We start from the raw sequence: 20,690 nt of genomic DNA on the forward strand, positions 1-20,690 counted from the left end.
CGATAGCGGCGCTGGGTTCACCACCGCTATCGCAGGCAAGCCAGCTCCCACATTGACTGAGTCGTGTCAGTCTTCCGGCGGGGGATTCAGTCGGGCGCGGCGGTTCTCCTGGAACCAATGCAACGCAATCAGGAGCAGCGTCGGCACACCCAGCAGGCAGGTGATCATAAAGAAGTTGTGGTAACCGAACTTCTCCACCATCACCCCTGAATAGCCGCCGATCAAACGCGGCAGCAACAGCATGATCGAACTGAGCAGCGCATATTGGGTGGCGGAGAACTTGAGGTTGGTGAGGCTCGACAGGTACGCCACGAACGCCGAAGTGGCCATGCCCGAACTGAAGTTGTCCAGGGAGATGGTCACGATCAACATCTGCAGGTCGGGGCCCATGTCGGCGAGCATCACGAACAGCAGGTTGGTACCGGCCGAGGCCACGCCGCCGATGAACAGGATCGGCAGTATCCCGAACCGCACGATCAACAGGCCGCCCATGCCGGCGCCGAGCAGGGTCATGATCAGGCCGAAGATCTTGCTCACCCCGGCGATCTGGTCCTTGGTGAAGCCCTGGTCGATATAGAACACGTTGGCCATGACGCCCATCACCGTGTCGGACATGCGATAGGTGGCAATCAGCCCGAGCAGCAGCAGCGCCTGCCAACGGTAGCGCAGGATAAAGTCGTTGACCGGCGTGAGCACGGGCGCCAGGCCCCGGCGGCCCATGGCTGAAAGGCACAGGGTAGTGAGGATGATATAGAGGATGGCGCGCAGGAACGCGCGGTCTTCCATCAGCAGTTCCCACAAACTCACGCCCTGGAACAGCACGCTGGCGAAGTCGGTGTTGTACAACTGGGTGAACATCGCCGGCACTGAGACCAACAGCACGATCAGCACAAACACCGACACCAACTGGTGCATGAAACTGTAGCGTCCGGCCTGCAACTGGGTGCGCAGTGGCACATCAGGTTCACGCATGAGGAAGGTGGTGAGCAACGCCGGCACCATCAACACGCCGAACAACACATAGGTGCCGGTCCAGGCCGAGTGTTTATAGTTGAAGCCGGTGGAGCCAAAGCCTTCGGCAAAGAACAGCGCACCGGCGGTGGCCAGCAGGGCGGCGATGCGATAACCGGACATGTAGCTTGCCGCCAGGGCGGCCTGACGGCTGTCGTCGGCGATTTCCAGGCGGTAGGCATCCACGGCGATATCTTGGGTGGCCGACGCGAAGGCGACGATCACCGCGATGGCGATCAACCAGGACAGGTGTTTTTGCGGGTCACAAAAGCCCATGCCGATCAATCCGAGGATCACCAGCGACTGGGCCAGCACCAGCCAGGAGCGACGACGCCCCAGTTTGCCAAGCAACGGCAGGCGCCATTGGTCGAGCAGCGGCGACCAGACCCATTTGAAGGCGTAGGCCAGGCCGATCAAGCTCGCATAGCCAATGGTCTCGCGAGCCACACCGGCTTCACGCAGCCACACCGAAAGCGTCGAAAACACCAACATGTAAGGCATGCCGGCGGCGAAACCGAGCAACAACAGCACTAACGTCGAAGGGCTGGCATAGGCGGCGAGCGCGGCGCGCCAGGTTTTACGGGGCATGGGCTGGAGTCTGCCTCAGATTTGCGGAAACAAAGCGCGCACTCTAACCGCTGTGCTCTACCGGGCGCCAGCCATGACGCTGAATATCAACACGATTGTTCAGGATGGTGACGCCTTCGCTACGTAAACGCGCACGTTGTTCGTCACCCGAGGCACTGCCCACCGGCAAACTTATCCGACCACCGGCAGCCAGCACCCGATGCCAGGGCAACCGCGTGTCTTGCGGCAACTGGCTCAGGGTGCGCCCGACCCAGCGGGCAGCCCGCCCCAAACCGGCCAGGTGGGCCAGCTCGCCGTAACTCACCACGCAGCCTTCGGGCACCTGCGACAACGTCAGGTAGAGTGCGGTGCGGCGCATCTCGGCGGGGCTTTGTGGCGTATCGGCGGGTAGGATCACTGTGGGTATATCCGTTGAGATCGTCGTTGTTTTGTCAGAAACGTCTGTAAACATGACGCTGAGTATTGAACTCAATATAAATCCTTGAGTCAGTTCTAGCCATGTAACACTATAACGCCCCTTATTTTCGCCAACCCCGAGTCCCGTACTTGCTTATGTTGTCCAGAACCCTGTTGTGCCTTGCTGTTTTCAGTGCTTCCACGCCCTTGCTCGCCGATACCGTCTGGTTGAAAAACGGTGACCGGCTCACCGGCAAGATCAAAGTCTTCGACGGTGGCAAGTTGCTGATCCAAACCGACTACGCAGGCTCCATTCCGGTGGACTGGAAACAGGTCAAAACCCTGGAAAGTGACCAGGAGCTGCTGGTCAAGCAGGACGCCTACAGCGGTGAAAAGGCCAAGTCCTTGCAGGCATCGGATGACGGCAAGGTGGTGCTGGCCAATGGCGAGGCGCCCAAGACGGTGGAACTGGCAAGTATCCAACAGATCATGAAGCCCAAGCCCGTGATCGAAGACCTGGTGTGGAAGGGTAATGTCGACCTGGCGCTGGACTACAAGCGCGCGGACAAAGACACCAACGACTACGACATCGACTTCAAGACCTCGGCCCGTCACGGCCAGTGGCGTCATACGGGCAAGGGCGAATACAACCGCGAGTTCCAGGACGACGTCACCACCACCGACAACTGGGCCCTGGAATACGACCTGGACCGCTTTATTACCGAGCACTGGTTCTGGCAGGGGCGCCTGACCTACAAGCGCGACAAGGTCGAAGACCTGGCGCGCCAGCGCACCGTGGGTACCGGCCCGGGCTACCAGTTCTGGGATGATGAGCTGGGCGCGTTCTCCCTCGGTTCGCTGGTCAACCGCACCGATTACGAATATGCCGACGGCGGCAAGGACAACTTTTACTCTCTGGCCATGAAGTGGAACTACAACCGCTACCTGGTGGGCAAGACCGTTGAGTTCTTCACCAACGGCGAATTGGGCAAGCCTCTGGACGGTCCGGCCGATTACTCCCTGGATGCCGAGATGGGCCTGCGCTACAAAGTCACCGAATGGGCGTCCCTCAATCTCAAGGCCGAGCGTGACGTCATCAGCGGCGACTCCGACAGCAGCTTGAGCAAGACCCGTTACACCGCAGGCTTCGGCGTGGCCTGGTAAACCGGCGTCGGCCACTCTGGCAACCTGCGCAGATATTGATTACCTTGTGTTGAGATCCATTCCCATATGCCATGGGCGGCGGAACACCCGAGGAGTCATCTATTGAGCACGCAGGTTGCCAAGAACGCCCGAGAGCTGTTGCTCAAGGAATACCGTGGGGCGCTCGCCACACAGTCCAAAGCCATGCCCGGCTTTCCCTTTGGCTCGGTGGTGCCCTACTGCCTGGACGAGCAGGGCCGCCCGCTGATCCTGATCAGCCGCATTGCCCAGCACACCCATAACCTGCAAAAAGATCCCAAGTGTTCGCTGTTGGTGGGTGAGCGTGAGGCCGATGATGTGCAAGCCTTGGGGCGCCTGACTTACCTGGCCGAAGCCGAGAAGCTGGAAGACCCCGCCGCCATCGAAGCTGCGGCCGAGCGCTACTACCGCTACTTCCCTGATTCGGCCAACTACCACAAGGCCCACGATTTCGATTTCTGGGTGCTCAAGCCGGTGCGCCACCGTTATATCGGTGGGTTTGGCGCAATCCATTGGGTCGACCAGTTGACCTTGGCCAACCCGTTTGCGGGCAAGGCCGAGCGCAGCATGATCGAGCACATGAACAGCGATCACGCCAAGGCCATCGCCCATTACGTCGACCTCGGCGGTTTGCCGACCAGCGAGCCAGCACAGCTGGCCGGCATCGACAGCGAAGGCATGCACTTGCGTATCGGCCAATCCTTGCACTGGTTGCCTTTCGAGACGCCTTGCAACACACCGACACAAGTACGCGAAGCCCTGGTTTCATTGGCTCACGCCGAGGTGTGGCCGAAAAAAACCACGGTTGACGCTTGAATTTACACAACGGCGACGTCATCTAAGGTGGACTGGCAAGGCATTCTTGCGTTGAGGAACCATTTGATGCGCCCTTTTTTATTGCTCTTTCTGCTGTTCCCGGTGTTGGAGCTGTTCGTATTCGTTAAAGTCAGCGGTGCGATCGGGTTTTTCCCGGCGCTGTTGCTGATCATCGTAGGCTCCATGCTCGGCGTCCTGGTGCTGCGTGTCGCCGGCCTGGCGACCGCGCTGCGTGCCCGTGAAAGCCTGAACCGCGGCGAACTGCCGGCCCAGACCATGCTTGAGGGCCTGATGATGGCCCTGGCCGGTGGCCTGCTGATCCTGCCGGGTTTTATCAGCGACGTGCTCGGCCTGGTGCTGTTGCTGCCGTTCACCCGCAAGCTGCTGGCCGGCAAAATGCGCCAGCGTGCTGAAGAGGCGGCGATGCGCCAGCGTGCGTTCGCCGACGACCTGCAACCCCGTGGTGGCCCGGCTCCACGCCAACCCCTGGGGCGTGAAGGTGATGTGATCGAAGGCGAGTTCGAACACCGCGACCCTAAGTAACCGCTTCACTGGCACGGCACCTTCGGGTGCCGTGTTGCATTTACCCTTGAGCCGACACAAAAAATTTCATCCCCGGCCCCTTGTAATAAGCCTGGGCGCCCTTATGTAACGGTCACCGCAAGGTTTCTGGTGGTGACATCAGACAGACTTCCGCGTCTCGCCCCGCGAGCCGCGACCGGCACCGCCGGAATTTAACCCGCCGGAATTGATACCGGCCGATGAAAAACACAATTAGGAGAGATCGACAATGAAGCTTCGTCCTCTGCACGACCGCGTCGTAATCCGTCGCAGCGAAGAAGAAAAGAAAACCGCTGGCGGGATCGTTCTGCCAGGTTCGGCTGCTGAAAAAGCCAACCACGGTGTGATCGTCGCTGCTGGCCCAGGCAAAACCCTGGAGAACGGTGATGTACGCGCACTGGCCGTGAAAGTGGGTGACAAGGTTGTTTTCGGCCCTTACTCCGGCAGCAACACTGTGAAAGTAGACGGCGAAGACCTGCTGGTAATGGCTGAGAACGAAATTCTCGCCGTTCTGGAAGACTGATTTCCTCGCTCATTTTCCCGTTACTACAAAGTATTTAAGGAATATCGATCATGGCTGCTAAAGAAGTTAAATTCGGCGACTCCGCCCGCAAGAAAATGCTCACTGGCGTCAACGTACTGGCTGACGCAGTAAAAGCGACCTTGGGCCCGAAAGGCCGTAACGTGATCATCGAGAAGAGCTTCGGCGCTCCGACCATCACCAAGGACGGCGTTTCCGTCGCCAAAGAAATCGAACTGGAAGACCGTTTCGAAAACATGGGCGCGCAGCTGGTCAAAGACGTTGCCTCCCGTGCCAACGATGACGCAGGTGACGGTACTACCACCGCAACCGTACTGGCTCAGTCGATCGTCAACGAAGGCCTGAAGGCCGTTGCTGCCGGCATGAACCCGATGGACCTCAAGCGCGGCATCGACAAGGCGACCATCGCCATCGTCAAAGAGCTGAAGAACCTGTCCAAGCCATGCGCCGACACCAAGGCCATCGCTCAGGTAGGCACCATCTCCGCCAACTCCGACAGCTCCATCGGCGACATCATTGCCGAAGCCATGGAAAAAGTCGGTAAAGAAGGCGTGATCACCGTTGAAGAAGGCTCGGGCCTGGAAAACGAACTGTCGGTTGTAGAAGGCATGCAGTTCGACCGTGGCTACCTGTCCCCGTACTTCGTCAACAAGCCGGACACCATGGTTGCCGAGCTGGACAGCCCGCTGATCCTGCTGGTCGACAAAAAGATCTCCAACATCCGCGAAATGCTGCCAGTGCTGGAAGCCGTTGCCAAAGCCGGCCGCCCACTGCTGATCGTGGCTGAAGACGTTGAAGGCGAAGCCCTGGCGACTCTGGTTGTGAACAACATGCGTGGCATCGTCAAGGTTGCAGCCGTCAAGGCGCCAGGCTTCGGCGACCGTCGCAAGGCCATGCTGCAGGACATCGCCGTTCTGACCGGCGGTACCGTTATCTCCGAAGAGATCGGCCTGAGCCTGGAAAGCGCCACCCTGGAAAACCTGGGTAGCGCCAAGCGCGTGACCCTGTCCAAGGAAAACACCATCATCGTTGACGGTGCTGGCGTTGAAGGCGACATCGAGTCCCGTATCGCTCAGATCCGTGCCCAGGTTGCCGAGACTTCCTCGGACTACGACCGTGAAAAACTGCAAGAGCGCCTGGCCAAGCTGTCTGGCGGTGTTGCAGTGATCAAGGTTGGCGCTGGCTCCGAAGTTGAAATGAAAGAGAAGAAGGCCCGCGTTGAAGACGCCCTGCACGCAACCCGTGCAGCCGTTGAAGAAGGCGTGGTACCTGGCGGTGGCGTTGCGCTGATCCGTGCTCTGGAAGCCCTGACTGAGCTGACCGGCGACAACGCTGACCAGAACGTCGGTATCGCTGTACTGCGTCGTGCCGTTGAAGCACCGCTGCGCCAGATCGCTGCCAACTCCGGCGACGAGCCAAGCGTTGTGGTCAACGAAGTCAAGAACGGCAAAGGTAACTACGGTTACAACGCTGCGACTGGCGTGTACGGCGACATGATCGAAATGGGCATCCTGGATCCAACCAAGGTGACTCGTTCCGCGCTGCAAGCAGCATCCTCCATCGGCGGTCTGATCCTGACCACCGAAGCTGCGATCGCTGAAGCACCGAAGAAAGAAGGCTCGGCTGGCGGCGGTATGCCAGACATGGGCGGCATGGGTGGCATGGGCGGCATGATGTAAGCCAGCCTACCCGGCGCTATAAAAAGCCCCGCCTGCAGTGATGCAGGCGGGGCTTTTTTATGCACGGCTGTGCCCACCCGACGGCGGCCTGACAGCCAGGCTTATCTAACTGATGCGCGGCGGTCAAAATGTGGGAGCTGGCTTGCCTGCGAAGACGGCCTGCCAGCCTGCAGGAATGTTGGATCAGAGCGCGTTCATATCCGTTAGTCAGGCAACGGCCATCTAGGGTCCGCCCTGACGGCGGCTAACCCGGCATCCTGCCGGGTTAGCCAGGAGTTCAAGCCTGCGTTCGGCCAGCGTGGTTATCGAGGTTGTAGTTGCCGTCGACCGCTGCAAAGTTGTGTCGATACTTATGGCCAATCGCAGGCAAGCCAGCTCCCACATTTGATCTTCGTTGCATTCGCTTAACTGACCGGCATTACGGCTTGCCGTGAAGGCCGATACAGCAACAAGCAATACAGCCCCAGGCAGATCAGCCAGCAAAAGATCGCTGTCCACACATTGTGGGAAAAGAAATGCGCCCCTTGCAGCATACGGCTGACTGAAAACACGCTGCCCAGGCTGACAGCAAAGATGAACGCGTAGCGCGCCAGCCGTGGCCGTCGATCCCGCAGCGCGAAGAACCAGGCGAACAAGGCAAACCCGGTGGCGGCATGCCCGCCGGGCCAGCAGCGGCCGGGTTTATCGGTCGGCGGGCGCGGGCTGAGCAGTTCGCTGTAGGTTTCCTGGCCGCCGAACTCCTTGAGGCTCCAGGGGCATTGCACGGCGGTGATGGTTTTCAATGGCGACACGAACGCCGTCGCCATTCCCAGCGACAGCACCAGGCACACCAGTTCACGGCGGTACGGCTTGAGCCGCTGCAGGATGAAGCTGCCGACCAGGCCCAGAATCGCCAGCACCGAAAACAGGATCACCAGTTGCTTGGCACGGTCATGCAGGATGTCTTCAAGGAAGAAGCTATAGCGGCCAATGAAGCCGCCAGCCTCTGCGCTGTAGAAATGCCTGGCCAGGTCCATGTCCAGTGACGTCAGTTCAAGCAACAGCAAGGCCACCGCAGCGCTGGCAGGCAGGCCCAGGCACAACCAAAAATCAAGCGGTTTGGAAACCGGTAAAGAGGAGGGGGATTTCATCACGAACCTTGGTAGAAAAGCCCCGTGCTCACCTGCACGGGGCTTTTTGATTAGCGTTTGCTTAAGACTGGAGCCTCTTCCTTGGGCGCTTTCCAGCTCAGCAGTTGCTGTTTGTAGTCATAACTGGCGGCCTGGTAGTAGGTGATCGCCCGTTGAATCAAGGGGTCATCGCTACCAACGCGCAGCTCCTGGCTCTCGCCCAGGGCCTGGTCGTGGCGACGCAAGCCTTGGCGCGGGCTGAGGATTGCCAGGTCCTTGCCATCGAACAGACCCAGGTGCTGGTAATTGCCCACCACTACCCGTGCAGGCAATGGGTTGTCTTGCAGCAGGTTGCGGCCAAAGAATGTTGATTCGTAGCTCAGGTTGAGCAGGCCCAGCAAGGTCGGCGCCAGGTCGATCTGGCTGGCCAGTTGGGCGGATTCCCGTGCGTCGATCAGCTTGGGCGCGTAGATAAACAGCGGTATCTGGTAGTTGGTGATAGGCAGGTCTTCCTTGCCCGCGCTGCCGGCCGTGTGGTCGGCGACGAACACGAAGATCGTGTTATCGAACCACGGCTTCTGGCGTGCAGCTGCGAGGAACTGGCCGATGGCGTAGTCGGTGTATTTCACCGCGCCGTCGCGGCCCTTGCCGGACTTGATATCGATACGCCCGTCCGGGTAGGTATAAGGGCGATGGTTGGAGGTGGTCATCAGTTGCAGCAAGAACGGCTGCTGCTTGGCGTAGTCGGCGTCGGCCAGTTTCAAGGTCTGTTTGAACAGGTCTTCGTCGGCCATGCCCCAGGCGTTTTTGAATGAGATTTCTGCTTCGGGCACGCTGCTCTGGTCCACCACCCGATAACCGTTGCCGCTGAAGAACGCGTTCATATTGTCGAAGTAACCGCGCCCGCCGTAGACAAATACGCTGTCATAACCGATGGCCGAGAGCTGTTGCCCCAGGCTGGCGAACCCGCTTTCGCGGCCGATGCGCTTGACGATCGAACGTCCCGGCGTCGGCGGGACTGCCAGGGTAATGGCTTCCAGGCCTCGGTCGGTGCGCGTACCGGTGGCGTAGAAGTTATTGAAGTACAGGCTCTGTTGGCGCAATGCATCCAGATTGGGCGTGAGGTTGCGCGCATCGCCATTGCTGCCCATGTACTTGGCGCTGAAACTCTCGATGGTCACCAGTACGATGTTGGGCTTGCGCAGTGTGCCGGGGTTGGTGATGGCACGGCGAATATCCAGCGGGTCCGGGTCGATAAAGCGGGCGTTGGGCTCACTCAGTTCGGCGCGCAACTGCTTGGCGACGACGTCGGTCGGCAGGCTTTTGTAGAACTGGGTGTAATCCAGTTCGTTGTTACGGAAGGCGGCGAAGAACTGATAAGGCCCGTTGCTGGCCAATTCGTTGTTGTACGCGTTGCCGCCTTGGGTACGTGGGCTGTCCTGGCTGACCAGTTGCAGGCTGAGGCCGGCGAGCACCAGCAGGCCCAGGGCGTTGACCAAACGGCCACGCAGCGCAGGCAAGGGCGCTGCCATCGCGGCATTGAAGGGCTTGCGCAGAGCCACGCTCAGAATCAGTGCAAGCATCGCCAGCAGGCTCAGCAGCTTGCCGATCGGGTAAGACTCCAGCAGGTTGTTCAGTACCTCATCGGAGTACACCAGGTAATCGACAGCGATAAAGTTGAAGCGCACGCCAAACTCATCCCAGAACAACCATTCGGCCACCGAGGTGAACAGCATGGCGAACAGGCTGACGGTCAGCACCGCTTGCAGGAACCAGCGATGGCCACGGCGGCGCCACAGGGCTGGCGGGCAGAGCAGCAAATACAGGCCAAGCGGCAAGGCTGCGTAGGCGAGGAAGGCCAGGTCGTAGAGCACACCTACGCCAAACACCGGCAGCAGGTTGCCGCCGACTTCATCCAGGTGAGTGATGAGCAGCACACTGCGGGTAAGCAGGAAAACCAGTAACCAGGTACCGGTAATCAACAACAAATAGCGCATTGGTGCAGTTTTGAAAAAAACCATGTCTATGTTCCTTAGATCAATGGGGGGCGATCTTCTTCCTGAGGCTGTAGTCAGTTTGTGAAGCTATAGTGAAAAACTTGTTCGGCTTCGCAAACAGTTGAAAACCTTTATCAGCGGGGCTCTGCGCTCTATCCCTGAGCCCCGCTTGGCCTTAAGCTGCGCGAGCCAACACGGCCGTTACCGCGTACGGAGACACTGCCCATGCGAATTCTATTGGTTGAAGACAACCGCGATATCCTCGCCAACCTGGCCGATTACCTGGGGCTCAAAGGCTACACAGTGGACTGTGCGCAGGACGGTTTGTCGGGCCTGCACCTGGCGGCCACCGAGCATTACGACCTGATCGTGCTCGACATCATGTTGCCCGGCATCGATGGCTACACCCTGTGCAAGCGACTGCGCGAAGACGCGCGCCGTGACACTCCGGTAATCATGCTTACCGCTCGCGACCAACTGGACGACCGGCTGCAGGGCTTCAAGTCTGGCGCCGATGACTACCTGCTCAAACCCTTCGCCTTGTCGGAACTGGCTGCGCGTATCGAAGCGGTGTTGCGCCGTGCCCAGGGTGGCGGGCGTCGTGCCCTGCAAGTGGGTGACCTGAACTACGACCTCGATACGCTGGAAGTCACCCGCGAAGGGCGCCTGCTCAAGCTCAACCCCGTGGGTCTGAAACTGCTCGCCGTGCTGATGCAGAAAAGCCCGCACGTTCTGCGTCGGGAAGTTCTCGAAGAAGCCCTGTGGGGAGACGACTGCCCGGACAGCGACAGCCTGCGCAGCCATGTTCACCAATTGCGCCAAGTGATCGACAAACCCTTCGCCAAGCCATTGCTGCAAACGGTGCATGGTGTGGGTTATCGCCTGGCCGAGGGTCGTGATGGAGTTTAAGCAAAGCCTTGCCCAACGGATCATCATCGCCTTCGCCTTGATGAGTGCGTTGGTGGCGGGGGCCTTCGCCATCGGCATCATTGCGACCGTGCACCTGGTGGAAGAGAAGTTGATCTCGGCGGGCTTGGGCGGCGACTTGCAACGCCTGCTGTTGATGGACAGCGTCGAAGACTGGAACCATCGGCCGGAGCCGGACCAGCTGTTCTATTTCAGCGGCGGGCGTGGCGATTTTGAACTGCCCAAGGACCTGCGCCATCTTGACCCGGGGTTTCATGAGGTGTTTCGCGAGGCGCTGTCGTACCACGCCATGGTTGAAGTGGTCGATGGCCGACGTTATGTGTTGCTGCAAGACCAGAGCGATTTCGAAGAACGTGAGCGTGTGCTGTTTGCGGTGGTGCTGGTGGGGTTCGTACTCAGCCTGGCGCTGGCGGCGTTCCTCGGCTGGGTGCTGGCCCGCAAGGTGATGGCGCCGGTGGTACGCCTGGCCCGCCAGGTCCGTCATCGTGACCAACTGTTGGGCCTGGCACCGCCCCTGGCGCCGGATTACGCCGCCGATGAAGTGGGCGAACTGGCGGTAGCGTTCGACGCCACCTTGGGGCGTTTACGCCAGGCGCTGTCACGTGAGCAATTGTTTACCAGCGATGTGAGCCATGAGTTGCGCACGCCCTTGATGGTCCTGGCGAGTTCCTGCGAACTGTTGCGCGAAAACCCGGCCATCGATCAACGTGGTCGCAACCAGGTAGAGCGCATAGCCCGTGCCTGTGAAGAAATGCGCGAGCTGGTGCAAACCTTCCTGATGCTGGCCCGCGCCAAACACGACGACGCTGCCAGTTCACCCCAAGGCAACCTCACCCAGGTGGCCGAAGACCTGCTCGGTATCTGGCGCGAGCCCATCGAGAAAAAAGGCCTGGCGTTGATCTACCTGCCGGGTAACCCCCTGGACACCCGCTACAACACCACCTTCTTGCATGCGGTGATGGGCAACCTGCTGCGCAACGCACTGCATTACACCGAGCACGGGTTTATCCGCCTGACCCTGGAGCCCAGTGGTTTCACGGTGGAGGACTCCGGTGTGGGGATCCCCGAAGAGAAGCGCGAAGCGATGTTCGAACCGTTCGTGCGCGGTAGCGAGAAGCGTGGCGAGGGCCTTGGCCTTGGGCTCTCACTGGTGCAGCGGATCTGCGAAAGCCAGGGCTGGAGCGTGAGCCTGAGCACTATGGAGCCCAATGGCTGCCGTTTTCACGTGGAGCTCAGCCCAGTCAAAACCTGACCATTCAGTCTGTCGTTTTGCTGATGCAGACTGCGTGCTTTTCGGCGAAGATGGCCCGGTGCTACTGAATGTTTCTGTAAAGTCTTGAAATGTATGCAATTGGACAGGACAAGATTTTCACAACGAGTTGACCTGTTGATCACAGTTCGCTGCTTAAGGTCGTAGGCATCAGTTACTGGAGACGTAAGATGCCTTCCCCGATCAAGCTGGAATTTTCTGACAAGTACGACGATCAACACGCGCAGAAATATTTGCTCAAGCATCAGGACAATCTGGCTCGCCGGTTGTCCCACAAACGCGACGAGCAGTTGGCGCGCGGTGCGCTGGCCATGGCCGGTGAGCCGGGCCTGGTGTTGGACCTGCCGTGTGGCGCTGGACGTTTCTGGCCGTTGCTGGCCGAAAAACCCAACCGTGTGATTATCGGAGCTGACAATTCGGCGTCGATGTTGAAGATCGCCACCGCTGCGCAACCGGCAGAGGTGGTGAAACGGGTACGCCCTTTGCAGACGTCTGCCTTTGATATCGATTTGCCAGATAACTCCGTCGACAGTATTTTCTGCATGCGCTTGATGCACCACATCGGTGAGCCAGAGCACAGGCTGACAATATTGCGCGAGTTTCAACGTGTTACCCGCGACAGCGTGATTATTTCGCTGTGGGTAGACGGTAATTTCAAGGCCTGGAAGCGCAAGCGCAGCGAAGTGCGTCGTCGCAGAAAAGGTGAGCAAGAAGGTTACCAAAACCGGTTTGTGTTACCGGCTGCTACTGTCGAGGCAGAATTCGAGCAGGCCGGTTTCCGTGTTCAGGAATCCCTGGACTTCATACCGCTCTACGCCATGTGGCGAGTGTATGTATTGCGCAAGAGGTAACAGGATGGCAGTTGAGTGCGTAGTAGGCAGTCATGTAGCTCCCGAAGAACGATTTGATTTTTTCTGGCGTCAACAGGGTGAATGGGTTGAAGAACCCAACCGCCGACGTGGTGGTGAAAGTGGCGTGCAACGGGTGATGAGCCCTAATGGCCGTTTGCTCTATTGCAAGCGCCAGACCGGCCACATTTACCGCAGCTGGCTGCACCCCTTTGGGCGTCCGACCGTGCTGCGTGAGCGTGATGCCCTCAAAGGTCTGCGTTTGCTGGATGTGCGTGTGCCGGAACTGGTGTTTTGCGAAGCACGTCGCGACCCGGAGCACCAATGGAAAGCCCTGTTGGTCACCGCGTCCCTGGACGGTTTCGACGAGATTGAAAACTGGTACGCCGCCGGTGGCCGCGAACAGTATGGCGAGGCGGTCCACGAGCGCCTGCTGCAAGAGTTGGCCGGCACCTTGGCCCGTATGCACAAAGGCCGCTGGCAACACGGTTGCCTGTATATCAAGCACATTTTCGTGCGGGTGACCGGTGAGCCTGATGCGGCGACGGTGGAAGTGGCCCTGCTGGACTTTGAGAAATGCCGCCAGCGCCTGACCGCTTATCGGGCCGCGTCCCACGACATGCTGCAATTGCGTCGCCATTCGTCGTGGAATGATACCGACTGGAAAAAACTCAGCTACTTTTACGAGACGGCGTTTGGCAGCGCTATCAAGGGTTTAACCAGATGAAGCTAGAAATCGCACGAGGTTTGTTTCTGGTCGGGGCATTGGGTGTTGCAGCCCTGGCCCTGGCGGTATGGGAACAACCTCGTACACAAGTGTTGAGTGCGGTAGACGGTGGCGGGCAATGCCTGCTGCCACGCATTGCCAAGACGAGTGTGGCGGCCAAGCCCGACCATGAATTGCTGTTATTCATGTTCGGCATGTCTCAAGCGATGAGGCCGCAAAGTTGAAACGATTGACCCCGAAAAGGGCCTTGCCATGCGAGGCCCTTTTTTTATGGTGCGCCAGGCATGATCATTCCCACGCAGAGCGTGGGAACGATCAAGCCCGCTCCCACATTTGATGTCGTCGGTCTTTAGACCAAGTGCAGGTGGTTATCCCAGAACCCCGCCGGTAACTCCAGTGGTGTTGCCAGTAACTTTTCCTGGCGGCAATCATAGAAGCGGCACCGCCCCTGTCCTGATGTCACGACAAACCCATCCGCCACCGCACCCACCCCCGCACAGTCAGGCAAGGGCCCATCCAGGCGCAGTTCGGCGGTGTCCATGTCCCAGATAAAAAAGCGATTGCCACGAGGTGCCGTCAACGCCACCAGGCGCAGTTCGCTGTGCACCGCCACGCTGGCGGTGTAATGCCCCATCGCCTGCAACTGTTCATCCGCCACTGGGAACGCCACGAACGGCTGCCCCGGGCGCTTGATCGCCAGCAACTCGGAACGCTCCTGGGACGGGCCCATGAACTGTTGCCCCGTGAGGATGGTGCCATCGCTGGCGATGCCCATGTGCCGCACGCTGTTCATCTGCTGGGCCAGGGTTTCCTTGCTGATCAGGCTGCCGTCACGGCGCATCAACACCAGGCTCGGCTCCATGGCGTTGAGGTTCATTTCTACCCGGCTTTCGGCTTCGGTGCGAATGCCACCGTTGGCCACGATCAGCGTCTCGCCGTCGGGCATCCACGAGACCTGATGCGGGCCGATGCCGTGGGTAGAGATCTCGCCGCTGTGCACCAGCCGCTCACCTTCAAACTTATACACACCCAACAGGCCGCGGCCAGGGTCGGAAGTGTCGTTCTCGGTGGCGTACAGCCAGTCGCCGCTCTTGTGGATCACCGCATGCCCATAGAAATGGCGGTTGGCGTTGGAGGTGAGGGTTTGCAGCAGCCTGCCATCGCGCAGGTTGATCAGGTAACTCTCGGTGCCCGGTCGACGGGCCACGAACAGCGCAATCGGCAACGTTGGGTGGTTGATGATGTCATGGCAGCGCTGGCCGACCTGGGTGGCAAATACCGGCTTGCCGTCCAGGCGATAGCCGACAGCGTAGTGCTTGCCGTCGGCATCATCGCGGGCCGACAGCAGCAGCGGGCCTTTGTCTTTGTGCTTGAACAGCGTCCAGCCACCCAAGGTGATAGCGCTGAGCAGCACGCTGCCCACCGCCAAAGCCTGTCGCCTGAGCATCATCAGTCACCGTCGTTGGCGTTAAAGCCCAGTTGTACGCCCAGCGCCTTGGCCAGTTCACCTTCATGCAGGCGATGGACTACGTTGAGGCTGTCGTAGATGTCGTTGAGTTGCTGGCGCCCGGCGTCGTCGTTCAACAGTTCGTTGAGGGTGCGCTGGTTGCTGGCGAACAGTTTCAGCGACGCTGCGTAGGCGGCGTCGATTTTCTCGGCCAGGGGCTTCTGGTCCGCCGGCAGCAGGCCACGCAGGCCTTTGTTATCGACGCCCACCCACACGGTCTGCGCTGCGGCGAGGCTGGCTTCCAGGCTCTGCAGGGACGACTGGCTGCGCCAGGCATCGGCCTGGAACGGTTGCGGGATGCCCTTGGTCTGGCGGCCCATTGGGGTGCCGAGTTTTTTCTTCAGGGTGTCCAGGGCGGTCACTTGCACGCGCAGCAGATCGGCGATGGCTTCGTGGGAATCAGCGTAGCGCTGGTTCGGAAACTTGGTCATTTGCGCGAGCATGCCGTCGGTGCTGTTCCAGCTGGCCAGGATCTCTTCGGCCAGGAGTTTCTGGCGCTCGCCGATAGCCATCAGCAACGGGCAATAGCGGGCTTTCTGGGCTTCGTCGGCGACGTCGGGCTTGGCGTCGTAGAGGATGTATTCGTAGGCCGACAGGCCCTGCACCACCACGCTGGATTTCGCCAGGGCCGCGGCGTCGATCTGCGGCTGGGCGCTGACCAGTTGCTCGACCTGGCGGCCGACCAGGTTCTTCTTGTCTGGCCAGAACTGCACCTGCCACGCCCGGTTGCCTTCGGCCAGCGGGCCGATCAGCAGCGGTTGTAGCTCGGCCCAGGCTTTTTGTGCGTGCAGGAAGTCAGCGCGGGCGGTGTCCAGGCTTTCCTTGCCTTGGCAGTAGGCCAGGGCGCTGACGGCCAACTGACGGTCGGCCTCAACCCAACGGCTGTAGGTCGGCAGGATCACTTGCTTGGCGATGGCTGCCGAGGTCACTGCTTGCGGGTCTTGGGGCGAGCAGGCGCCCAAGGCCAGGGCGGCGAGGCTGGTGAACAACAACTTGGGACGAAACATGTCGAGCTCCCTTCTGTAAGTGGGGCAAAGCTTATAAAGAATTCAGGAACGCCAGCAACGCGGCACGCTGCTCGGCATTGAACGACAACACATGTTGCTGCGCCGCTTGAGCTTCACCGCCATGCCACAGCACGGCTTCAAGCAGGTTGCGGGCGCGGCCGTCATGCAGGAACTGGGTGTGACCACTCACGGTTTGCGTCAGGCCGATACCCCACAGCGGCGGGGTGCGCCAGTCGCGGCCGGTGGCTTTGAATTCGCTACGGTTGTCGGCCAGGCCTTCGCCCATATCGTGCAGCAGCAGGTCGCTGTAGGGGCGAATCACCTGGTTGGCCAGTTCAGGTTCGGCTGCATTGGCGGCGGTGGTGAAGCTGGGCTTGTGACAGCCTTGGCAACCGGCCTGGTAGAACAGGTTCTTGCCGGCCAGCACTTGCGGCGTATCAACGTCCCGACGTGCGGGCACCGCGAGGTTGCGGGTGTAGAACAGCACCAGGCGCAGGATGTTATCGCTGACTTCCGGTTCACCCTGCGGGCCATTGCCGTTGGGCGCCTGTTTGCAGGCCACTTGGGCGTCGGTGCAGTCATCGAAGGGTCTCAGGGACGTGGTGAGGCCCATATCACCAGAAAACGCGTGAACGTTTTGTTGATTGAGGTTGGGCTGCCCGGCTTTCCAGCCAAAACGCCCGAGGACAGTTTTGGCCTGAGCGTCATCCCAGACCCAATTGGCGCGGCCCAGGATGGCCTCTTTGTCGGCGGTCTTGGAGTCGGTGTTGCGCAGGATATCGGCATCGCCGATCGCTTCGAGCAGGCCCAGGCCGATCATCGGCGGGGCGATACGCGCCGAGAAGCGTGTGTCGGGGTGCATCGGGCCGTAGCCGAGTTGGGTGATCTGCAGGTCGGGCTTGCGTAATTCAACGAGCGTGCCGTCCTTGAACCTGACGTTGACCGGTGTGTAGTCGACCCGCACCTTGCCTTCCGGCGCAACGCCGGGCACCGCCATGTCCTGGAGTTGCCCGCCGTAGACCGGCTCGGGTACCACGCCGATCTGTTCGATGAGCTTGGCGTAGGCGGGCTGCTCTGTAATAGAGGGATGGATGGACAGGCGCACCAGCATCGACACGGCATTGGACGCGTCGGGCAGCGGCGGGTGGCCACGGCCATCCTTGATATGACAGTTCTGGCAGGCGTTGGTATTGAACAGTGGGCCCAGGCCATCGCGCGCCGTGGTGGTGGACGGCGCAATCACCCACGGGTTGCGAAAGAAACTGTTGCCGACGCTGAAGTCCAGGCGCCGCGTGGGCGCGAGGTTGGCCGAGGGCAGGGAAAAGGCGTTCTGGTCGCGCTTGTTTACCGTCGCCGCGCCACCGGCCCGCGATTCACCCGGCTCTGCTTTCGTGAAGCGAGGGGCGTCATCGCAAGCAGTCAGGCTTAAAGCCATCAACGCTGCAGGCAGGTACAAAAGCGCACGGAACATCGAGATTCCTGGACGAGGGCAGAAAATTAAGGCGCAAAGTCTAACAGGGCAGGGCAGATTGAATAAGAGCAATTATCGTTTGGTGGCATCCCGATTCTTTCCCGCTAGAATGGCTGCACATTTTTTTATGGAGGTGGCCAATGCAGGCTCTCGACGCTTTGCTCAACCGTGTTTCCGTGCCCCGTTTGCTCGACCCGGCACCGACCCAGGAGCAGCGCGACCTGCTGTTCGCCGCCGCCATGCGCGCGCCCGACCATGGTCAACTGCGCCCGTGGCGTTTCCTCACCGTGGAAGGTGCAGCGCGTGAACAGATGGGCACGCTGTTGGCCGAAGCCGCCCGCCTGCAAGACGCCGACGCACCGCAAGCCGCCATCGATAAAGCCCAGAACGGCCCGCTGCGTGCGCCGCTGGTGGTGGTGGTGATTGCACGCTTGCAAGAGCATTTCAAAGTGCCCAAGTCCGAGCAATTGCTGGCCGCCGCCTGTGCGGCCCACGGCATTCTGCTGGCGGCGTATGCCCAGGGTATTGGCGCGGTGTGGCGTACTGGCGAATTGTCCTACTCGGCCCATGTCGCCAAAGGCCTGGGGTTGGCGGCGAATGAAGAAGTGATTGGCTTTCTCTACCTGGGCACACCGCAGAACCCACCGCGTACGGCGCCGAAGGAAGACCTGGCGCCGTTCGTCCAGGCCTGGCCCGGCCGGTAATTCACCGCTGTTCTGCTCTATGTGAGAGCTGGCTTGCCTGCGATGGCATCGACTCGGTTTCACAGATACACCGAGTTGTCTGCATCGCGGGCGAGCCCGGCTCCCGCCCAGATGTTTAGTGTTTTCAGAACCGAGTCAGACCCTGAACTGATCCATCAACTTCATCTGCTGGCTGGCCAGCGCATTGAGCTGGCTGCTGATCGCCGCCGACTCGGTGGCCTGACCCGTGAGGGTTTCAGTCACGGTACGAATCGCCGAGACGTTGCGGTTGACCTCTTCGGCCACCGCGCTCTGCTGTTCGGCCGCGCTGGCGATTTGCAGGTTCATGTCGCTGATCACGGTGACCGCGTCGCTGATCTTGCCCAGGGCTTGCACGGCTTGATGGATCTGCCCGGCATTGCTCTGCGCCTGGTGCTGGCTGGAGTGCATGGTCGCCACGACGCCACGGGTGCCGCTCTGGATACGCTCGATCACCAGGCGGATTTCTTCCACCGAGTCCTGGGTGCGTTTGGCCAGGTTGCGCACCTCGTCGGCCACCACCGCAAAACCACGTCCGCTTTCCCCGGCGCGCGCCGCTTCAATCGCCGCGTTCAATGCCAGCAGGTTGGTCTGTTCGGCAATGCTGCGGATCACCTCCAGCACTGAACCGATTTGCTCGCTGTTGACCGCCAGGGCTTCGACTTCGCCCACGGCTTTGCTGACTTCGTCGGCCAGGGTGGTGATATCGCGGGTGCTCTGCTCGATGATCGACATGCCTTCGCGAGCCGACTGGTCGGCGCCGCGTGCCGCGCTGGCGGCATTGGAGGCGCTGTTGGCCACGTCGTGGGCGGTGGCGCTCATTTCGTTCGACGCGGTGGCGACCTGGTCGATTTCACGGAACTGCACCTGCATGCCTTCGCTGGTCTGGCGCGCAATGGCGGACGACTGATCGGCCGTCCCGCGGGCTTCGGTAATGCTTTGCTTGATCTGCGCAATGGTCGGCTGCAGTTTGTCGAGGAAGCGGTTGAACCAGTTCACCAGCTCGCCCAGTTCGTCTTTCTTGGCATAGGCCAGGCGTTGGGTGAGGTCGCCGTCACCGCTGGCGATGTCCTTGAGCATGGCGGCCACGCTATTGATAGGGCGGGTCACGCCAGTAGCGGTCAGCCAGATCAACAGCAAGCCCAGCAGGCCAGCGGCGGCGGCCACCAGCAGGGCTTTGAGCGTGCCCGTTGCCTGGGCCTCGTCGAGTACGGCTTGCAGTTTTTCGTTGTCGGCCAGCATCACCGCTTTGGGCAGCTTGATCACCACGCCCCAGGATTTGGCACCGGCAATCGGCTTGAGGGGGTACACGGCACGAATGGTGTCGTCCTGTTCACGGATAACCGGCCGGTCATTGGCCAGCAGTTGCACGATCTCCTTGCCTTCGGCGCCGATGCTGTCGATCAGGTTCTTGCCGACTTTGGTTGGTTCACCGCTGTAGGCGGCGATCAGGCCGGTGCTGGACAGAATCTCCAGGTGGGCGGCACCGTTGAACAGGTCTTTCTGCGCTGCATCGGTGGTCGCTTGCAGGGCGGTGAGGGCGATGTCCACGCCGACGACACCGATGACTTTGCCGTCGACGATCAGCGGCAGGGAAATGGTGGTCATCAGTACCGGTTTGCCGGCCACCGTGTCTTCGTACGGGTCCAGCAGGCACGTACTGCGCGTGTCCCGTGGGCAGGTGTACCAGATGTTGTAGGGCGTGCCGCTGAGGTTGAGGGTGGTCTTGGTCAGGTCATCTTCAACCATGATGGTGTTCTGGCCTTCGCCGCCAGCTCGACTCCAGTAGCTGGAAAACCGGCCTTTTTCATTGGAGACGCGTGCCTTGTCGTCGATGAATTCGCTGTCCTTGCCATCCAGCCCGTTGGGTTCGAACGACAACCAGATGCCCAGCACTTTGGTGTTGCGCTCGAACGCGGTTTTGACGCTGCGGTTGAGCTCTTCACGCAGGGCCCCGGCTTCAAGGGCGCGTTGGGTGCCCAACTGACGCAGGTCTTTGATCTGGTCGGCCAGGGCGGTGACCACCAGCAGGTTTTCGCCGAAGGTCTGCTGCAAGTGGCCGGCCTGTTCGGCCGCTTTGGATTGCAGCAACTGCTCAACGCTGGCGGTGAGCATTCGTGAGCTTGAATCACTGACCAACCGATCGTTCTGGTTGGTGTTGTAGATATTGATGCCGACCACCAGTGCAATCACACCCAGCAGGCACAGGCCGGACAGCAACACGATTTTCAAGCGGATGGAGAGGGTGTCGAACATAGGTTCACTCACGAATGGACTTGTTGGAATGCACGCAGAAGAGCCAAGTCCATTCGGCGCCGTACCTGAAACATC

19 protein-coding genes and 1 pseudogene are annotated in these 20,690 nt (G+C 60.3%); 11 read left to right on the top strand and 9 right to left on the bottom strand.

Annotation, left to right across the window (positions count from 1 at the left end):
* Positions 1-66: 66 nt before the first annotated feature.
* Entirely contained in the window at positions 67-1,599 is a 1,533-nt protein-coding gene (locus tag AC07S6_RS17380; RefSeq protein ID WP_014719771.1) for an AmpG family muropeptide MFS transporter, read from the bottom strand.
* Positions 1,600-1,642: 43 nt separating this feature from the next.
* Complete coding sequence (locus tag AC07S6_RS17385) at positions 1,643-1,957, bottom strand: MGMT family protein (RefSeq protein WP_054897670.1); 315 nt, start codon at positions 1,955-1,957, stop codon at positions 1,643-1,645.
* 194 nt (positions 1,958-2,151) lie between these two features.
* Here AC07S6_RS17385 and AC07S6_RS17390 point away from each other — a divergent pair, with 194 nt between their 5' ends.
* From AC07S6_RS17390 to groL, 5 genes are all read left to right on the top strand, one after another.
* The gene (locus AC07S6_RS17390) at positions 2,152-3,159 is read left to right on the top strand and encodes a DUF481 domain-containing protein (protein ID WP_034128627.1); all 1,008 of its coding nucleotides are present in this window, start codon (positions 2,152-2,154) and stop codon (positions 3,157-3,159) included.
* Positions 3,160-3,261: 102 nt separating this feature from the next.
* Positions 3,262-3,993, top strand: coding sequence for a HugZ family pyridoxamine 5'-phosphate oxidase (locus tag AC07S6_RS17395; RefSeq protein WP_495112682.1), 732 nt, complete (start codon positions 3,262-3,264; stop codon positions 3,991-3,993).
* A 66-nt stretch (positions 3,994-4,059) separates the two neighbouring features.
* Complete coding sequence (locus AC07S6_RS17400; RefSeq protein WP_003193941.1) at positions 4,060-4,536, top strand: FxsA family protein; 477 nt, start codon at positions 4,060-4,062, stop codon at positions 4,534-4,536.
* Between the two features lie 247 nt (positions 4,537-4,783).
* Positions 4,784-5,077, top strand: a complete 294-nt coding sequence (locus tag AC07S6_RS17405; protein ID WP_003193940.1) for a co-chaperone GroES — start codon at positions 4,784-4,786, stop codon at positions 5,075-5,077.
* Positions 5,078-5,127: 50 nt separating this feature from the next.
* Entirely contained in the window at positions 5,128-6,774 is a 1,647-nt protein-coding gene (gene groL / locus AC07S6_RS17410; protein WP_014719767.1) for a chaperonin GroEL, read from the top strand.
* 404 nt (positions 6,775-7,178) lie between these two features.
* Here groL and AC07S6_RS17415 read toward each other — a convergent pair whose 3' ends face one another.
* Complete coding sequence (locus tag AC07S6_RS17415; protein WP_038451393.1) at positions 7,179-7,904, bottom strand: phosphatase PAP2 family protein; 726 nt, start codon at positions 7,902-7,904, stop codon at positions 7,179-7,181.
* A 50-nt stretch (positions 7,905-7,954) separates the two neighbouring features.
* Positions 7,955-9,904, bottom strand: a complete 1,950-nt coding sequence (locus tag AC07S6_RS17420) for an LTA synthase family protein (protein ID WP_495112683.1) — start codon at positions 9,902-9,904, stop codon at positions 7,955-7,957.
* Positions 9,905-10,105: 201 nt separating this feature from the next.
* On the opposite strand from AC07S6_RS17420, the gene colR reads away from it, so the two are divergent.
* The 5 genes from colR (at position 10,106) to AC07S6_RS17445 (ending at position 13,876) form a co-directional block, all read left to right on the top strand.
* Positions 10,106-10,789 (top strand): two-component system response regulator ColR, encoded by a 684-nt coding sequence (gene colR / locus AC07S6_RS17425; RefSeq protein ID WP_003193936.1) that lies wholly within the window; start codon positions 10,106-10,108, stop codon positions 10,787-10,789.
* A complete protein-coding gene (locus AC07S6_RS17430; protein ID WP_019817331.1) occupies positions 10,779-12,059 on the top strand; it encodes a sensor histidine kinase in 1,281 nt (426 codons plus the stop codon). Before colR ends, AC07S6_RS17430 begins: the two co-directional genes overlap by 11 nt.
* Positions 12,060-12,247: 188 nt before the next feature.
* Positions 12,248-12,928: a class I SAM-dependent methyltransferase gene (locus AC07S6_RS17435; protein WP_034128620.1), complete on the top strand. Its 681-nt coding sequence runs from the start codon at positions 12,248-12,250 to the stop codon at positions 12,926-12,928.
* A 4-nt stretch (positions 12,929-12,932) separates the two neighbouring features.
* Positions 12,933-13,652, top strand: a complete 720-nt coding sequence (locus AC07S6_RS17440) for a lipopolysaccharide kinase InaA family protein (protein WP_014719763.1) — start codon at positions 12,933-12,935, stop codon at positions 13,650-13,652.
* Positions 13,649-13,876: a hypothetical protein gene (locus AC07S6_RS17445; RefSeq protein ID WP_003193932.1), complete on the top strand. Its 228-nt coding sequence runs from the start codon at positions 13,649-13,651 to the stop codon at positions 13,874-13,876. The genes AC07S6_RS17440 and AC07S6_RS17445 overlap by 4 nt, the downstream gene beginning before the upstream one ends.
* A gap of 125 nt (positions 13,877-14,001) precedes the next feature.
* On the opposite strand, the gene AC07S6_RS17450 is transcribed toward AC07S6_RS17445, so the two are convergent.
* Genes AC07S6_RS17450 through AC07S6_RS17460 form a run of 3 tightly spaced genes read right to left on the bottom strand, consistent with a single transcriptional unit; the run spans position 14,002 to position 17,637 of the window.
* On the bottom strand, positions 14,002-15,099 hold the full coding sequence (locus AC07S6_RS17450; protein WP_495112725.1) for a DUF1513 domain-containing protein: 1,098 nt from the start codon (positions 15,097-15,099) through the stop codon (positions 14,002-14,004).
* 2 nt (positions 15,100-15,101) lie between these two features.
* Positions 15,102-16,166, bottom strand: a complete 1,065-nt coding sequence (locus AC07S6_RS17455; RefSeq protein ID WP_054918348.1) for an imelysin family protein — start codon at positions 16,164-16,166, stop codon at positions 15,102-15,104.
* Positions 16,167-16,197: 31 nt separating this feature from the next.
* Positions 16,198-17,637 (bottom strand): di-heme oxidoreductase family protein, encoded by a 1,440-nt coding sequence (locus AC07S6_RS17460; protein ID WP_495112684.1) that lies wholly within the window; start codon positions 17,635-17,637, stop codon positions 16,198-16,200.
* Positions 17,638-17,777: 140 nt separating this feature from the next.
* On the opposite strand from AC07S6_RS17460, the gene AC07S6_RS17465 reads away from it, so the two are divergent.
* Positions 17,778-18,341 (top strand): NAD(P)H nitroreductase, encoded by a 564-nt coding sequence (locus AC07S6_RS17465; RefSeq protein WP_020301346.1) that lies wholly within the window; start codon positions 17,778-17,780, stop codon positions 18,339-18,341.
* 135 nt (positions 18,342-18,476) lie between these two features.
* Here the strand turns inward: AC07S6_RS17465 and AC07S6_RS17470 are convergent, their stop codons facing one another.
* Complete coding sequence (locus AC07S6_RS17470; protein WP_370706227.1) at positions 18,477-19,232, bottom strand: methyl-accepting chemotaxis protein; 756 nt, start codon at positions 19,230-19,232, stop codon at positions 18,477-18,479.
* 102 nt (positions 19,233-19,334) lie between these two features.
* Positions 19,335-20,615 (bottom strand): annotated as a pseudogene (locus AC07S6_RS17475) (methyl-accepting chemotaxis protein); the annotation flags it as partial.
* Between the last annotated feature and the right edge of the window lie 75 nt (positions 20,616-20,690).

Source organism: Pseudomonas sp. GW821-FHT07B01, assembly GCF_059419065.1.

Excerpts from the sequence above, each read along its gene's own strand:
- colR (WP_003193936.1), top strand. The coding sequence starts at position 10,106 with ATGCGAATTCTATTGGTTGAAGACAACCGCGATATCCTCGCCAACCTG.
- AC07S6_RS17450 (WP_495112725.1), bottom strand. The coding sequence starts at position 15,099 with ATGCTCAGGCGACAGGCTTTGGCGGTGGGCAGCGTGCTGCTCAGCGCT.
- AC07S6_RS17460 (WP_495112684.1), bottom strand. The coding sequence starts at position 17,637 with ATGTTCCGTGCGCTTTTGTACCTGCCTGCAGCGTTGATGGCTTTAAGC.
- AC07S6_RS17435 (WP_034128620.1), top strand. The coding sequence starts at position 12,248 with ATGCCTTCCCCGATCAAGCTGGAATTTTCTGACAAGTACGACGATCAA.
- AC07S6_RS17430 (WP_019817331.1), top strand. The coding sequence starts at position 10,779 with ATGGAGTTTAAGCAAAGCCTTGCCCAACGGATCATCATCGCCTTCGCC.
- AC07S6_RS17465 (WP_020301346.1), top strand. The coding sequence starts at position 17,778 with ATGCAGGCTCTCGACGCTTTGCTCAACCGTGTTTCCGTGCCCCGTTTG.
- AC07S6_RS17440 (WP_014719763.1), top strand. The coding sequence starts at position 12,933 with ATGGCAGTTGAGTGCGTAGTAGGCAGTCATGTAGCTCCCGAAGAACGA.
- AC07S6_RS17390 (WP_034128627.1), top strand. The coding sequence starts at position 2,152 with ATGTTGTCCAGAACCCTGTTGTGCCTTGCTGTTTTCAGTGCTTCCACG.
- AC07S6_RS17420 (WP_495112683.1), bottom strand. The coding sequence starts at position 9,904 with ATGGTTTTTTTCAAAACTGCACCAATGCGCTATTTGTTGTTGATTACC.
- AC07S6_RS17455 (WP_054918348.1), bottom strand. The coding sequence starts at position 16,166 with ATGTTTCGTCCCAAGTTGTTGTTCACCAGCCTCGCCGCCCTGGCCTTG.
- AC07S6_RS17470 (WP_370706227.1), bottom strand. The coding sequence starts at position 19,232 with ATGCAGGTGCAGTTCCGTGAAATCGACCAGGTCGCCACCGCGTCGAAC.
- groL (WP_014719767.1), top strand. The coding sequence starts at position 5,128 with ATGGCTGCTAAAGAAGTTAAATTCGGCGACTCCGCCCGCAAGAAAATG.
- AC07S6_RS17380 (WP_014719771.1), bottom strand. The coding sequence starts at position 1,599 with ATGCCCCGTAAAACCTGGCGCGCCGCGCTCGCCGCCTATGCCAGCCCT.
- AC07S6_RS17415 (WP_038451393.1), bottom strand. The coding sequence starts at position 7,904 with ATGAAATCCCCCTCCTCTTTACCGGTTTCCAAACCGCTTGATTTTTGG.
- AC07S6_RS17385 (WP_054897670.1), bottom strand. The coding sequence starts at position 1,957 with ATGCGCCGCACCGCACTCTACCTGACGTTGTCGCAGGTGCCCGAAGGC.
- AC07S6_RS17405 (WP_003193940.1), top strand. The coding sequence starts at position 4,784 with ATGAAGCTTCGTCCTCTGCACGACCGCGTCGTAATCCGTCGCAGCGAA.
- AC07S6_RS17445 (WP_003193932.1), top strand. The coding sequence starts at position 13,649 with ATGAAGCTAGAAATCGCACGAGGTTTGTTTCTGGTCGGGGCATTGGGT.
- AC07S6_RS17400 (WP_003193941.1), top strand. The coding sequence starts at position 4,060 with ATGCGCCCTTTTTTATTGCTCTTTCTGCTGTTCCCGGTGTTGGAGCTG.